Annotated in this window: 14 protein-coding genes; 5 read left to right on the top strand and 9 right to left on the bottom strand. The window is 43.0% G+C overall.

Annotation, left to right across the window (positions count from 1 at the left end):
• Positions 1–50 precede the first annotated feature (50 nt).
• Both rpmA and rplU read right to left on the bottom strand, forming a co-directional pair.
• Positions 51–308, bottom strand: coding sequence for a 50S ribosomal protein L27 (gene rpmA / locus ACGF49_RS06960; protein WP_036776537.1), 258 nt, complete (start codon positions 306–308; stop codon positions 51–53).
• Between the two features lie 19 nt (positions 309–327).
• A complete protein-coding gene (gene rplU / locus ACGF49_RS06955; RefSeq protein WP_011148618.1) occupies positions 328–636 on the bottom strand; it encodes a 50S ribosomal protein L21 in 309 nt (102 codons plus the stop codon).
• 252 nt (positions 637–888) lie between these two features.
• On the opposite strand from rplU, the gene ispB reads away from it, so the two are divergent.
• On the top strand, positions 889–1,860 hold the full coding sequence (ispB, locus tag ACGF49_RS06950) for an octaprenyl diphosphate synthase (protein ID WP_113041642.1): 972 nt from the start codon (positions 889–891) through the stop codon (positions 1,858–1,860).
• Between the two features lie 21 nt (positions 1,861–1,881).
• Here the strand turns inward: ispB and ACGF49_RS06945 are convergent, their stop codons facing one another.
• Complete coding sequence (locus ACGF49_RS06945) at positions 1,882–2,262, bottom strand: DNA-binding protein (RefSeq protein WP_113041643.1); 381 nt, start codon at positions 2,260–2,262, stop codon at positions 1,882–1,884.
• Between the two features lie 76 nt (positions 2,263–2,338).
• Positions 2,339–2,686, bottom strand: a complete 348-nt coding sequence (locus tag ACGF49_RS06940) for a DNA-binding protein (RefSeq protein ID WP_271858847.1) — start codon at positions 2,684–2,686, stop codon at positions 2,339–2,341.
• A 185-nt stretch (positions 2,687–2,871) separates the two neighbouring features.
• On the opposite strand from ACGF49_RS06940, the gene ACGF49_RS06935 reads away from it, so the two are divergent.
• Positions 2,872–3,138, top strand: coding sequence for a helix-turn-helix transcriptional regulator (locus tag ACGF49_RS06935; RefSeq protein ID WP_011148622.1), 267 nt, complete (start codon positions 2,872–2,874; stop codon positions 3,136–3,138).
• Positions 3,139–3,239: 101 nt separating this feature from the next.
• Here ACGF49_RS06935 and mdh read toward each other — a convergent pair whose 3' ends face one another.
• Entirely contained in the window at positions 3,240–4,178 is a 939-nt protein-coding gene (gene mdh, locus ACGF49_RS06930) for a malate dehydrogenase (protein WP_271858848.1), read from the bottom strand.
• 455 nt (positions 4,179–4,633) lie between these two features.
• Here mdh and argR point away from each other — a divergent pair, with 455 nt between their 5' ends.
• On the top strand, positions 4,634–5,104 hold the full coding sequence (gene argR / locus ACGF49_RS06925; RefSeq protein WP_011148624.1) for a transcriptional regulator ArgR: 471 nt from the start codon (positions 4,634–4,636) through the stop codon (positions 5,102–5,104).
• A 44-nt stretch (positions 5,105–5,148) separates the two neighbouring features.
• Here the strand turns inward: argR and mpl are convergent, their stop codons facing one another.
• Positions 5,149–6,519 carry a UDP-N-acetylmuramate:L-alanyl-gamma-D-glutamyl-meso-diaminopimelate ligase gene (gene mpl / locus ACGF49_RS06920; protein WP_113041646.1) on the bottom strand — a complete coding sequence of 457 codons (1,371 nt, stop codon included), beginning with the start codon at positions 6,517–6,519 and terminating at the stop codon, positions 5,149–5,151.
• Positions 6,520–6,684: 165 nt separating this feature from the next.
• Between mpl and fbp the strand changes: the two genes are divergently transcribed.
• A complete protein-coding gene (gene fbp / locus ACGF49_RS06915; RefSeq protein WP_112877177.1) occupies positions 6,685–7,689 on the top strand; it encodes a class 1 fructose-bisphosphatase in 1,005 nt (334 codons plus the stop codon).
• A gap of 244 nt (positions 7,690–7,933) precedes the next feature.
• Positions 7,934–8,464, top strand: a complete 531-nt coding sequence (ppa, locus tag ACGF49_RS06910; protein ID WP_113041648.1) for an inorganic diphosphatase — start codon at positions 7,934–7,936, stop codon at positions 8,462–8,464.
• A 99-nt stretch (positions 8,465–8,563) separates the two neighbouring features.
• On the opposite strand, the gene ACGF49_RS06905 is transcribed toward ppa, so the two are convergent.
• From ACGF49_RS06905 to ACGF49_RS06895, 3 genes are read right to left on the bottom strand one after another with little or no spacing between them, the layout of a single operon-like run.
• A complete protein-coding gene (locus tag ACGF49_RS06905) occupies positions 8,564–8,911 on the bottom strand; it encodes a gamma-glutamylcyclotransferase (RefSeq protein WP_011148628.1) in 348 nt (115 codons plus the stop codon).
• Between the two features lie 2 nt (positions 8,912–8,913).
• Positions 8,914–12,687 carry a translocation/assembly module TamB domain-containing protein gene (locus ACGF49_RS06900; protein ID WP_262977808.1) on the bottom strand — a complete coding sequence of 1,258 codons (3,774 nt, stop codon included), beginning with the start codon at positions 12,685–12,687 and terminating at the stop codon, positions 8,914–8,916.
• On the bottom strand, positions 12,684–14,426 hold the full coding sequence (locus tag ACGF49_RS06895) for an autotransporter assembly complex family protein (protein WP_271858851.1): 1,743 nt from the start codon (positions 14,424–14,426) through the stop codon (positions 12,684–12,686). Before ACGF49_RS06895 ends, ACGF49_RS06900 begins: the two co-directional genes overlap by 4 nt.
• Between the last annotated feature and the right edge of the window lie 81 nt (positions 14,427–14,507).

Raw genomic sequence — 14,507 nt, 5'->3', positions numbered from 1 at the left:
AGCCCCGCAACACATGCAGGGCTTCTGATTCGGTTTATAACTCGAAAAACTTATTCAGCTTCGATGCTGATAAATTTGCGGTTTTTCGGGCCCTTAACTTCGAATTTAACTTTCCCGTCAGCTAATGCGAACAGGGTGTGATCACGACCACAACCAACGTTATCGCCAGCGTGGAATTTAGTACCACGTTGACGAACAATGATGCTGCCTGCTAATACAGACTCGCCACCAAAACGTTTTACACCTAGACGTTTGCTTTCAGAATCGCGGCCATTACGAGTTGAGCCGCCAGCCTTTTTGTGTGCCATTAATCTGCTCTCCTAAATCTTAAGCGATGCCAGTGATTTTAACATCGGTGAACCACTGACGGTGGCCTTGCTGCTTACGGCTGTGTTTACGACGACGAAACTTAACGATTTTAATTTTCTCGCCACGACCATGGGCAACCACTTCAGCTTTGATTTTAACGCCTTCAACGACAGGAGCGCCGATTTTGATGTCATCACCATTAGCGACCATCAGAACCTGGTCAAACTCAACAGTTTCACCCGTTGCGATGTCCAGCTTTTCCAGGCGAATTGTTTGACCTTCGCTGACTCGGTGTTGTTTACCACCACTTTGGAAAACCGCGTACATATAAACTCCGCTTTCCGCACGCCCCCTTAAATAATCATTCCAGAGCGCACTATAAATATTCATAATAGGGCGCGAATTCTACGCAAAAAAGCCTAAGAAGACAAGAGCAGAATTAGAGCAGATGATAAAAAAACACAGTTGCTGAATTGTCATTTATTTAGACTGTTTTTCGAGTACAATCAAGACACAGCAATAACTATTTTAATGTTAATATGAACACAACTCTGCATTAAAACCCACAGCCGAAAAAATATGAATTTAGAATCCATTATCAAGCTAACCGCTGATGATATGGCAGCGGTAAATGAAACCATTCTTAGTCAGTTGAATTCTGACGTTACTCTTATCAATCAGTTGGGCTACTACATAATCAGTGGTGGTGGAAAACGTATTCGCCCAATCATTGCCATCCTGGCTAGCAGAGCATTGGGTTATCAGGGTGATAAGCATATTACTGTTGCTGCATTAATTGAATTTATCCACACAGCGACTCTGTTACATGATGATGTAGTGGATGAATCAGACATGCGACGTGGCAAAGCGACTGCCAATGCCATGTTTGGTAATGCAGCAAGCGTGCTGGTTGGTGATTTTATATACACGCGCTCTTTCCAGATGATGACAGCGCTTAACTCCATGCGAGTTCTTAAATTGATGTCAGAGGCAACCAATGTTATCGCTGAAGGCGAAGTTTTACAGCTGATGAACTGCAATGATCCAAATATTTCTGAAGATGATTATATGCGGGTGATTTACAGTAAAACAGCCCGATTGTTTGAAGTCGCCGCGCACTCTTCCGCAATTCTTTCTAATGCCACCCCAGAGCAAGAAATGGCTTTACAAAATTACGGACGTTATTTAGGCACTGCATTCCAGTTAATTGATGATTTACTGGATTATAATGCTGATAGCGATACATTAGGCAAAAACACCGGTGATGATCTTAACGAAGGTAAACCGACATTGCCCTTGCTACACGCTATGAATCATGGCACTCCAGAACAATCCGCACTTATCCGTGAAGCAATTGAAAAAGGTAATGGCCGCCATTTACTCGAAACCGTACTGACAACCATGAAACAGTGCGGTTCATTGGAATATACCCGTAAACGAGCAGAGGAAGAAGCAGATAAAGCAATAGCTGCTTTGCAGGCGCTGGAAAACTCCCCATACAAGCAAGCACTCGTGGGGTTAGCCCATATTGCCGTACAACGCCTTTCTTAATCGATAGAACGAAACCTGGGGTTAATCTGACTCTAGGTTTTTCTCTACGTCTTCAACACCTACATCAATATAACCAATAAGTTTTGCGAGCCCCTCTCGAAGAATAAATTTCACAATTTTTTCCCGCTCAACTTTAGTTAATTGATAGTAAGCCTCAATCCAAATTAAGAATGGGTCTTGTCGTTTGTTTGTATAATCAATAGTACTTTCCCCTACGGATAGCACATTAAGTACATCTTCAGGCAAACTATTTATATGATATTCAAGAGCCTTGCCCTGAACACCTCGTTTACGTCTATATTCCCATCCTTCCCGCCTTGCCATCAGATTTATCCCCTGTGGCGAAGAAGGAAGTCCGGCAATACCAACCAGCTCTTTAGCTGAGTACCATTCTTTTTTCATACTTTTCTTCTCACTTTGCACCGGGATAATGAAGAAGAATCCAAGTTAGTTGGCATTTCTAATTTCCAAAAATGGGCTAAACAACAGAAAGTTTTTCTAAAAAACTTCTGATACCATCCCGTAAAATCATGGCTATCACAGCCTGTTTCTCAGATTCTGATAACTGATGAAAAGCGCCAACCCAAATCGACAAAGGATCTTGCTTATGCACCTGATACTCAGAAGATGATTCATGAAGCTCCAATGCTGCAATGGTCGTTTCCGGGAAACAGGAGTAGTGATACTCGACTGCTTTACCTTGTACACCTTGTCTTTTCTGACATACCCACTCCTCTCGTTTTGCTCTGGCATTAACTCCTTGTGGTGATCCAGGTAACTCACCCACGCCGATTAACTCCTTGGCCGAATACCACTCTTTTTTCATCACGTTTCTCTATTTTTGTAACCAAGTTCAAAAAAGAAGTTTTTAAGAAAAAATTTGGAAATACTTTTGGAAAAATAATGCTATTTTATTTCTCAATAACAGGTTTAAGTTCGTTATTGCTCTCATGCACACCTGTTATTTATACCACTAACATAGCATCAAATTTAATAAAAAAAGGATTAAAAATGATTTCAAGGAAATCTGATTGGCATCCTGCCGATATAATTGCAGCTTTACGCAAGCGGGGAACAACCTTAGCTGAGGTATCACGCAGAGCAGGGCTCAGCTCATCGACCCTGGCGAATGCACTATCTCGTCCGTGGCCAAAGGGAGAATGGATAATTGCGAATTATCTGGAAATACACCCTTCAGAAATTTGGCCAAGTCGTTATTTTGATCCAAATACTGGAGAATTATTAGAAAGGAAAGTACGCGAACAAACAAATAATTAGCTAACGAATTATATTAGCTGAACAAAAACCGCCGGTAATTCGCTATACCAGCGGTTTTATTGTTTCATAGATATATATTTTTTATTTATAAAATATATTAATTAGTTATTAATAAATTTTTCGCCTAATTCTATATCTTTTCTCAATACATCTAGCATGCCTTCCAGTGCTTTCTGTTCAAAATCACTCAGCTCACCAACGTTCAAACGCTCTTCTACGCCATTTTTACCCAAACGAACTGGCTGGGCAAAGAAGCGAGTATATTTACCATCACCTTCAATATAAGCACATTCTACAACATCACTTTCGCCTTGTAAGCCACGGACCAAAGAGAGGCCCAGACGAGTCGCAGCTTGCCCCATAGACAGAGTTGCAGATCCTCCACCCGCCTTAGCCTCAACGACTTCAGTACCGGCATTCTGAATACGCTTAGTTAAGGCAGCCAGCTCTTCATCAGTAAAGCTCACACCAGGGATCTGAGACAACAGAGGTAAGATTGTCACACCAGAATGACCACCGATGACGGGTACTTCGATTTCCTGTGGTTTTTTACCTTTCAATTCAGCAACAAAAGTATTAGAGCGAATAACATCCAGCGTTGTAACACCAAACAGGCGGTTTTTGTCATATACACCTGCTTTTTTCAGCACTTCGGCTGCAATAGCCACAGTTGTGTTGACTGGGTTAGTAATAATCCCAATCAGTGATTTAGGGCAAGTTTTAGCCACTTGTTCTACCAGGTTACGAACGATCCCCGCATTAACATTAAACAGATCTGAACGATCCATACCTGGTTTACGGGCAACCCCGGCAGAAATCAATACAACATTTGCTCCTTCCAACGCTGGAGTTGCATCTTCACCAGCAAAGCCTTTAATTTTCACTTCCGTTGGAATGTGGCTCAGATCAACAGCCACCCCAGGTGTTACTGGAGCGATATCATATAAAGAAAGTTCTGAACCTGAAGGAAGCTGGGTTTTTAGTAGAAGAGCAAGAGCCTGACCAATACCACCGGCTGCACCGAGAACTGCAACTTTCATCCTGATACTCCTTAAATCGTTTATACTTTAAAATGCTGTGAATTCATCTAGTTAAGAACCATAGATTACTACGTTTTTGAAAACAATCGGTTAACAACCAAATTGTGGACTTACGCTATAGATAGTGGGACGCAAAAGTCGCCGTATTCTAGGCAAAATGCTTATCTGTTAATGAGATAACGGACACTATTTTGAGAATTTCCTTATGATTTTACGAAACAATTGGCTAAATACCTTACACCCAACAACAACGCCAAACAACATCATTTGATTAACAATATATTTACTTGATAACCGGCTAAAAAAGCAAATTTCCATATTCATATTTTATGAATTTCTATATAACATAAGACCAACTTTACACGGTTCAAATTGGTTATAAAATCATTATTATTGCATAAAAATTCATTTATATGCATAATACAAGTTTCATAGCTGATTGAATATGGTGAAATATGCGCACTCCCTCTAAACAGGAAGACTTAGTAAAAGCTTTCAAGGCGTTATTGAAAGAAGAAAAATTTAGCTCTCAAGGTGAAATTGTCACTGCTTTACTGGAAGAAGGTTTTGAGAACATTAACCAATCCAAAGTTTCTAGAATGCTGACTAAATTTGGTGCTGTTCGCACCCGTAATGCTAAAATGGAGATGGTTTACTGCCTGCCTGCTGAGCTTGGTGTTCCTACTGCCACTAGCCCACTAAAAAATCTAGTATTAGACGTTGATTACAACCATCCTATAGTTGTGATTCGCACAAGCCCTGGTGCAGCTCAACTTATTGCTCGTCTGCTAGATTCTCTTGGTAAATCAGAAGGTATACTCGGCAGTATCGCAGGTGATGACACCATCTTCGTTACACTCACCAGAGATTCTACAACAGAACAGCTGCGTGGAGCCATCCTTGGGTTGTTCGAACAAGAGCTTTAAATGAACGCGCCAACATGGCGCGATTCATTTTCCCGCTGCTATTCTCAGGATTGATAAGCTTTTTTATTCAGCTTAGAGAGTAATTTTTCATGAATATCACCAAACCCTCCATTACTCATAACCAGAATATGATCCCCCTGCTGCGCCTTATCAACAATCATATGCACCAGTGAATCTATATCAGCACTCCAATACGCTGGCTGAACACAGTGATCTGCAATTTCTGATACGTGCCATTTAATATTAGCTGGCTGGAATAAGAATACTTCATCAGCACGCCCCAATGCTGGTGCGATCTCATTCTTACTCACACCCATTTTCATCGTATTTGAACGCGGTTCCAGTACGGTAATAATACGGGCTGTTCCTCCAACCTTACTACGCAGGGCTTCGAGTGTTGCCAAAATTGCTGTCGGGTGATGAGCAAAATCATCATAAACAGTAACGCCGTTTTCCTCACCACGTAGTTCAAGGCGACGACAGGCATTAATAAATTCACTTAAAGCACAACAGGCATCTGCGGGCTGGACACCAACATGATGTGCAGCAGCAATTGCAATCAACCCATTGCGCATATTATGTTCACCCACCAGCAACCCGTTCACTTCTCCGACAACTTTACCACCATAAGACACCTGATAATGACAGCTGTCTGTACTGATCTTTTTTGCCTGCCAGTTACCGGTTTCACCCACTAGTTCCAACTCACTCCAACAGCCCATAGACAAAACCTGTTTCAGGTTAATATCATTATCCGGGACAAGGATCTTACCACTACCCGGAACGATCCTGACAAGATGGTGGAACTGCCTCTGAATAGCAGCCAGATCGCCAAAAATATCGCCATGATCGAATTCCAGATTGTTCATGATCAGCGTACGTGGGCTGTAATGCACAAACTTAGATCGTTTATCAAAAAAAGCGCTGTCATATTCATCAGCTTCTATTACGAAAAACGAGCTTTCCCCGATCTGAGCTGATGTTTCAAAATTCCCCGGAACACCACCGATTAAAAAACCGGGTTTATAGCCACAAGCTTCCAAAATCCAGGCTAACATACCCGCAGTTGTTGTCTTACCATGCGTCCCTGCAACCGCCAGCACCCAGCGTTCTGGCAAAACATAATCATGCAGCCATTGTGGGCCAGAAGTATAAGGGAGCCCACGCTCCAGCACCGCTTCTACACAAGGATTCCCACGGCTCATAATGTTACCGATGATGACCATATCTGGCACAGAATCCAACTGTGCCGGGTCATATCCCTGAATCAGATTAATCCCATGTTTTTCCAGTAAGGTACTCATTGGTGGATAAACATTGGCATCAGAACCAGTCACTTCATGACCAAGAGAACGAGCCAAAATTGCCAGTCCCCCCATAAAAGTGCCGCAGATACCAAGAATATGAATACGCATTGATTTCCTATTCCATAGCATGAAGTTAGCCACTATTCTAACCATCAAAAGCAAGATAAGAAATGGAATAGCCTATGAATCATCCCTTTCTTTGGCTAAACTGCCCGCGTAAGAGTGCAATGGACACTCTAAAACCACTATCAAATCACATTCAGGACTTTCGTCATGAAAACATTAGGCGAATTCATCGTCGAAAAGCAGCACGATTTTTCTCACGCTACAGGTGAACTCACTGCCTTGCTTTCTGCTATTAAGCTCGGAGCAAAAATCATTCACCGTGATATCAACAAAGCCGGTTTAGTGGATATTTTAGGAACCAGCGGTGTGTCCAATATCCAAGGCGAGGTGCAGATGAAACTGGACCTGTATGCTAATGAAAAACTCAAAGCAGCACTGAAAGCACGCGGTGAAGTTGCGGGGATCGCTTCAGAGGAAGAAGATGATATTGTTATTTTCGAAGGAGACCGCGCTGAAAACGCAAAATATGTTGTTTTGATGGACCCATTAGATGGTTCTTCAAATATTGATGTAAACGTTTCCGTCGGTACTATCTTCTCTATCTACCGCCGTATTACCCCCATCGGCCAGCCAGTGACTGAAAAAGACTTCCTGCAACCAGGTCATCGTCAAGTCGCCGCCGGGTATGTTGTTTACGGTTCTTCAACTATGCTGGTCTACACCACTGGCTGTGGGGTACACGCCTTTACTTACGATCCTTCCTTGGGAGTATTTTGTCTTTCCCATGAGAAAGTTCAGTTCCCACCCAATGGCAATATGTATTCCATCAACGAAGGGAATTACATCAAATTCCCTATGGGGGTAAAGAAATACATCAAATATTGCCAGGAACAAGATGAAGCAACTCAGCGCCCTTATACCACCCGTTATATTGGTTCGCTGGTTGCTGATTTCCACCGCAATTTACTGAAAGGCGGCATCTACATTTACCCAAGCACCGCCAGCCATCCATCAGGAAAATTGCGCCTGCTGTATGAGTGTAACCCAATGGCATTCCTGGCTGAACAAGCCGGTGGTAAAGCCAGTGATGGAGCTAATCGCATTCTGGATATCATCCCATCCAAACTGCATCAACGCGTCCCTTTCTTTGTGGGCAGTAAATCGATGGTAGAGAAAGCCGAGAGTTTTATGGCTGAGTTCCCAGATGAGTAATTTCATCGGTTAATGACGGATAAGCGGCGGGATTTTTCGTCGCTTTTTTAATTTTAACTAATGAGGTTAAAATACCCCAGCTATCCTGTCCGCTAGTTTTTTCTGAGAGATATTCAGCTCTTCTCTCATCAGTTGCAAACCCGTTTCTAACAAGCTACTTGTCAGAAAAATGGAGAGTACTTTAAAAAATGTTTTGGTTATAATACTCCCCACTCTATTCTGGTTTAAAATAAAGGAAACTTTCATGAGCCTGAACTTAGTACCGGCAGGAAAGGAACTGCCTGAAGATATCTATGTCATTATTGAGATCCCTGCAAATGCAGATCCGATTAAATATGAAATTGATAAAGAATCTGGTGCGCTATTTGTAGACCGTTTTATGTCTACTACGATGTTCTATCCATGCAACTATGGTTACATCAACAACACTTTATCTCTGGATGGTGACCCGGTTGATGTTCTGGTTCCCACACCATACCCACTACAACCAGGTTCTGTGATCCGTTGCCGTCCGGTTGGCGTTCTGAAAATGACTGATGAATCAGGTGAAGACGCGAAACTGGTTGCAGTTCCACATAGCAAACTAACCAAAGAGTATGATCACATTAAAGATGTGACTGATTTACCAGAACTACTGCGCGCTCAGATCACTCACTTCTTTGAGCGCTATAAAGATCTGGAAAAAGGTAAATGGGTTAAAGTTGATGGTTGGGATAATATCGAAGCTGCTAAAGCAGAAATTATCTCCTCTTTCGAACGTGCCGCTAAGAAATAGCTTTTCTCTGTTTAAATAATTAAAAAACCTCTGGGGAACATCACCGGCAGAGGTTTTTTAAAACCATACTCCCTTTTTATGACAAAAAAGGATTTTTATTTACTCTTCCACATGGCGCTTCAACCAGTCACCACTTTTTATCCGCCGTAAACCGGTTATTGGAAACTGATAAAGATATATCCATGCATTGCCATACGGTGTTTGAATCAATTCCCTTACATACTCCCGCGAATTATCTTTCAAATCATCTAATTCTGTCAGTATAGTAGAATTGATTCGATATACCTCACATTCAATACTTCCGTCACCACGGATAACGGCAGGATAATGCCCAAGGTCATATAGCTCATAGCCTTCCAGCCGATGATCACCTAACCATTGAGCATCGGTCATCCAATGATGATTGCCCTGTTTGCGCCGTAAGCTGCCATAAACAATAATTCGCATTTTTAAAACTCAAACTGATAGAGCAAATCCAATGTCTGATCAATACCAGACACCGCTTCCAGATACAACCTAGGCATTAACCTATAGCGTAAGGTTAATGTTGCTAGTGAATCAAATATACCAACACCATACTTAACTTGCAGATCTTTTGTAATCTTTCCGCTAACAACTACCTGTGATTTGTCACCAACCCCCTGAGTATCCAGTGCTAAGTCGGAAACACCAAATATTTCACCGATCTTACCCACCAACTGACCACTCTGTGCAACCCCCAAACCTATTAATATTGCCGTCATCTGTGAGTTGTCCGAGTTACTATTCTCTAACCCTTCACCACGCAACAGATAAGAAAGTGCTTCCAATTGTGATCTAACAGGCTCTGAAAAAATTTCTACTTTTGGCTGATCCGCCAAACCGCTCACCCTTACCCCTGCAATAACCCGCCCATCGGTAGAATCTGGATTACGGATAGCCTCAATGTTAAGTAATGGCTGATCAGGTGGGCCTGAGAACATAATCAGCCCTTTACGAACGATCAGATCCTGTCCATAAGTATGGAAACGACCATCAAGAATATCAACTTGACCATTCAAACCCAGGCCTTGTTTATCTTGAACAACCATCAGATCGCCTTTAAGTTGTGCTTTAAGGCCGAAAGCACTAAGACGAACATCATCTCCTATATGAATCGTCAAGTTACTTTGAATCGGGATAGACGCTTTTTTCTGTTGTAATGGCTGAAGATTCTCATTCAATATAACTTCATCCGATGAAGCCTCAACTGTCGATTCTGGTAGCTCCTTCACGGTAATACGCGCCCAAGGAATACCAACGCTACCATCCAATTTCAGCAACTGAGGAGAAGCCTCAAACACCAGAGCAGGGCTAACATCAATTTTCACCATTGGTGGAAAAACCACTCTTAACTTGTCGCCGTTAGCCCTTACTCGTGCATGCCATGCATCCACATTACGCCAGTCTGCATCACCATTTAGGTTAAGCTGCCCCTTCGGCGTTTTAATAACACCATCAAGAACGGAACGTATTCCATCAAAATTCACACCAACTTGCCCTTGAGTAATATCAAATGGGATCCAATGGCCCGAAGCTTGCAGTGCACTCAGGTCTAACCGGCCAAACAATAATGGATTTCTGACATTGCCTCCCAGAAGCAGGTGAGCATTCAAATGACCTTCAGCTTTATCACCTTTCCCAAGAATCGGCTTGATTAACGCCAGTGAAATATCCTGAATATCTACATTTCCCGACAGCTTACGGCTCCCAGCAAGATCAGCAACCTGTACGCCACCGTTGAATCGGCCATTTCCCATAATCTTAAATAACCAATTCAACTCTGCTGTGCCATTCTTCAAGCCTACATTGAGTGTCAGGGTCTGGAAATCTACCGGTAATGCAGTGCCATCAACCATCTGCCTAACATGCACCCCATCACCACGCAAATTAACGTTGGCCTGAGGCAATCCGCTTTCCGCGTTCCATTTAACGTCGGCATTGCCACTGAATACACCTTTCAAATGTATTTCAGACCCCAGTAATGGCTGAATCATAGCAAGATCCAAACGTTCAAGAACAATGGATGCACTACCGCTGACGCCAGCTTCAATAGATTCAGGTACGCAGAGCTGCGCATGTGGATTCAGCCAACAGTGAGGGCCCACAGTGACTTTCTGCTGCTGATTAAGATAATCAAGAGTTATCGCTTTAGTTAAACGCCATTCTCCAACCGGGGTGTCAAAACGGGTATTGTTAATGCTACCTTTCCATCGCTGCTGCTTACGATCAAAACTACCATTCAATGCAAGTTGACCAGCAATCGGTTTGCCGTCAATCTTCAATTGCAAGTTGTGCTGTTTCTCATTGCCCTTAGCATCCAACGTAAAATTACGGACAATCAAATCCGCTTGTTTCAACTCACTGACTTTAACAGCAAGATTCCCTTGGATCTGTTCAGCAGAACGTACATCCCCTTTCACATTCACTCGATCAATGAGAAAATCCTGCCATTTCAACCTGTTAGCATTGAGATCAACCAAAAGCTGAGGTGCTTGTATATTACCACGTAATTTCAACGTTCCATTCACGACACCGCCAAGCCCCGGAAATATACCATCCAACTTCGGTGCACGGATATCGCCATCCAGTTTCCACTGTTTGAACAATTGTCCCTGGAGATTCATTTTATTGCGCCCTAAAGCCAGCTCGAATTGAGGAATATTCCACTGACCGGCCGCGTTACCAGAAATCTTACCTTTGGCTTTTATTAAGTTCTGTTTTACGTTACCGTCCAGCATAATTTCCGGGATATGAAGCTGCCAACTACCACCGTGTAAACTACCCCGGGTAACTATTTTCCCATCGATTTTGGCTGGCCATTCCGGCCACTGTTTAGCGGTATTGATCCCGGAGAGTGTCAGCACCGCATTCCAACTTACTGCCTTACTCCAATCTGCTACACCGACCAATTCGCTCTTTCCTTGCAAAGCAGACAGGCGTAAACGGGTCAACTTAAGCTGTTCTTCATTACCTTTGGCATCTAATACAAGTAATGCTGGCGGGATTTCACTACCGTTAATACCGGAACGCAATGACAAATCATAACCACTGGCCTTACCATTGAGGCGCATTTTTACGCTATCAAGCTGATATTCTGGCTTCCCCGTTAAAGGCCAACTCAGTTGCTGGCTTTCAAGCGTCACCCGCACGGGTAAACCTACCTTAGCCAGTTCCGCTTGAGCATCAAGTTTAGCACTGACAGGACCAGACAAATTCAGCCCTAAGTTGAGTTGCTCCAGTAAAGCGCCATTAAGCTTTACATTAACCTTTTGTCCTTGGATCTCTTGTCGACTTAGCTCACCTTTTATTACCAGTTTTATCGGCCATTGCTGTGCCAGAGTCGCGGAACCATTAATGGCAAGAGAACCTTGCGGCATTTTAACATTCAATTTATTGAGCTGAATCTGCTGCCCCTGATTGCTAAGTTGCAGTAAAAACTCATTGATTGTGATATTGGTATCACCAGTCAGCCTTAATTGCTTACCACTTATCCCTGCAACAGTCATATCCAGTGGAATAGGCACTTCTGGTAATGTTGCCAATAGCGGTTGAGAGAATAATTTTTTCAGAATTTCTCCCAACGATTTTTCCAGTTCGGTCCCTCGTTTCGCTTTCTCCTCTGCTTCCGCTATTTTCAGCCGTTCAGGGGGAGTTTTTGGCAGTCCCACCAGCAACCCATTAATTTTCGTTGGCTTAAGCGTTAATGCCTTTTGCTGCCACTGAGCTGCGGTTCTAAATTCATCAAGGGCAAATACCACGCCATTTACAGTGACAGTGGCATTTTTAACGGACAACAAATCAAGTGAAATCGGATATGGTGTCCTCAGTTCAGTTAAAGGTGCTGACTTTGGCGACGATTCTCCCGCAAGTGGCAATCGTTTGGTATTAATTGCAACTATTACGCCTTCTGTCGTTAATGCATTAACACATAACTGACTGTTTTTAAAGCAGGAAAGACGAAGCGAAAGGTGGAGTTGATTCACATTGACATCAACACCGGGCATTTGATACTTAACGCCTTTCAGGGTCAAATCACGCCAACCGCCACTGACGCTGGCTATATCTAGTCCCGGTACCCAACGAGCAGCACTGTTAATCATAAAATGCAGGCCAGATTGCGTTCCTACCAACCCGGCAACAACAATAACCAACAAAGTCACCATCAGCAGAAAAGTAATACTGACTTTTTTAATCCATCTCATAATTCAGATCCTAACCCGATGTAAAACTGGATATTACGGGATTCTGAATCCCCTATTGGTCTGGCAAGGTCAAATTTAATGGGTCCGACCGGAGAAGCCCAACGCACACCAACACCCACGCCGGTTTTAAAATTGCTCTTTCTAATGTCATTAATGGCTTCACCGGTATCAACAAAAACAGCACTCCACCAATTACCCGTTACGTTATATTGGTACTCAAGTGAACCCACAACTAGTGCGGACGCACCGGTCAATTTTCCTTTATCGTCTTTAGGGGAAATTTTCTGATATCTGTAACCACGAACACTGTGATCACCACCAGCAAAAAAGCGTAAGTCGGGTGGAACCTTCTCGAATGCATTAGTTTCTATCCAACCCAAATTACCCCGAGCAACAAAACGGTGATTATCCCAATAAGTTCTGATCCAAACGTTTTGCGCCTGTAACACCAAGAAATCAACATCAGAACCCCAAAGGGTATCAGAGATATCAATAGAATAGCGCTGGCTATCGCCCCAATAAGGCATCGTTCCTCCACGCTGGCGGATACGGCTGACGTTCACCCCTGGGTAAAATAACATTGCCGTATTGGTGACATTAGCCTGAGTAAAGTGGCTGAGACTCCAACGCATATTTATCCCATACTGCCAACCCGTTGAAAGATCCCAATTACGGGAAAGATTTACTGTCGCGGTATCTGATACGGTATCGTTGATATCTTTACGCTTATACCCCGTCTGCAATGCGTAATATTGCTCTAACGGATTCACCTTCAGCGGCATTTTATAGGTAGCATCAATCACCTGTTCAGGTGCAGAAAGGTTGATGCTGGTGCTAAGGCTGTGTCCACGGGAATTAAGCCACGGTTTTGTCCATTTCGCCTTTACCCGTGGCCCTACATCAGATCCATAACCCCCACCCAGTTCAACATAGTTTTTGGAACGTGGAGTTAATACCGCTTCAAGAGGAAGCATTCCGTCACCATTTTTTCTCGCGGTATTAAAATCCGGTGAGACTACTGCTGAATTAAACCAGCCAGTTTCTGCTAACCGCCGATTCAATTCGGCCAATTGTTCAGAGGTATAAAAATCCCCTTCTTTGAATGGAACTAGATGACTCAAATAATCTTCGCGGATCTGTGAACCACGATAACGCACCTGACCAAAGTGATAACGCTCACCGCTATTAAAAACAAAGTCCCAGAATGCCTCATGTCGTTCTTTGGCAACACCCAATTGGCTCTTTTTCATAACCGCGTCAAAATAACCTTTCCTAATAGCGAGCCCGGTCAGAGAACCTTTAAGGTTTTCATATTCATCATGATTTAGAATCGTTCCTTTCTTTGGGCTTTTACTTTTAACAAGTTTGGCATAATCTCCATCTGTCTTAGCCCCACCTTCCAAAACAACGTTAACATCGGCAATTCTCACAGGTTCGCCCGCAGTAACTTTTGCCGTTAATACCGAGCGAGCTGGCGGTTTATTTTCCTGATAGGTAAATTCGATAATAGGTTCATAATAACCAAGCGGGCGCAAGCCTTCACGAATCGCTTTATCTACACGAGATCGAAAACGGCCATCTGGCGCAACTTCATCAGTGCTGATAGTGGAGAGATGAATTCGAGCATTTTTTTCCAACTTACCTGTTAATCCTTCTATTTTCAGACGAAGATTAGCACTATGAGCAATAGGAGTTACGATAGACACACAAAGAAAGCATAAAACGGGGTACCTCGACACGCGAACTCCTAACCTGATCGGAATAATTTAACTATAATCAATTTATCTTGAGTAAAGTTTACAATATATACAATCTATCAA

Origin of the sequence: Photorhabdus sp. RM96S (assembly GCF_042879335.1) — a bacterium.
In the GTDB taxonomy this organism is placed as follows: Bacteria; Pseudomonadota; Gammaproteobacteria; order Enterobacterales; family Enterobacteriaceae; genus Photorhabdus; species Photorhabdus kayaii.
The sequence above is the reverse complement of the archived record's forward strand: the minus strand, read 5'-3'. Positions and strand labels throughout refer to the sequence as shown.

Coding starts and splice junctions, on each gene's coding strand:
- rpmA (WP_036776537.1), bottom strand. CDS start 308: ATGGCACACAAAAAGGCTGGCGGCTCAACTCGTAATGGCCGCGATTCT.
- rplU (WP_011148618.1), bottom strand. CDS start 636: ATGTACGCGGTTTTCCAAAGTGGTGGTAAACAACACCGAGTCAGCGAA.
- ispB (WP_113041642.1), top strand. CDS start 889: ATGAATTTAGAATCCATTATCAAGCTAACCGCTGATGATATGGCAGCG.
- ACGF49_RS06945 (WP_113041643.1), bottom strand. CDS start 2,262: ATGAAAAAAGAATGGTACTCAGCTAAAGAGCTGGTTGGTATTGCCGGA.
- ACGF49_RS06940 (WP_271858847.1), bottom strand. CDS start 2,686: ATGAAAAAAGAGTGGTATTCGGCCAAGGAGTTAATCGGCGTGGGTGAG.
- ACGF49_RS06935 (WP_011148622.1), top strand. CDS start 2,872: ATGATTTCAAGGAAATCTGATTGGCATCCTGCCGATATAATTGCAGCT.
- mdh (WP_271858848.1), bottom strand. CDS start 4,178: ATGAAAGTTGCAGTTCTCGGTGCAGCCGGTGGTATTGGTCAGGCTCTT.
- argR (WP_011148624.1), top strand. CDS start 4,634: ATGCGCACTCCCTCTAAACAGGAAGACTTAGTAAAAGCTTTCAAGGCG.
- mpl (WP_113041646.1), bottom strand. CDS start 6,519: ATGCGTATTCATATTCTTGGTATCTGCGGCACTTTTATGGGGGGACTG.
- fbp (WP_112877177.1), top strand. CDS start 6,685: ATGAAAACATTAGGCGAATTCATCGTCGAAAAGCAGCACGATTTTTCT.
- ppa (WP_113041648.1), top strand. CDS start 7,934: ATGAGCCTGAACTTAGTACCGGCAGGAAAGGAACTGCCTGAAGATATC.
- ACGF49_RS06905 (WP_011148628.1), bottom strand. CDS start 8,911: ATGCGAATTATTGTTTATGGCAGCTTACGGCGCAAACAGGGCAATCAT.
- ACGF49_RS06900 (WP_262977808.1), bottom strand. CDS start 12,687: ATGAGATGGATTAAAAAAGTCAGTATTACTTTTCTGCTGATGGTGACT.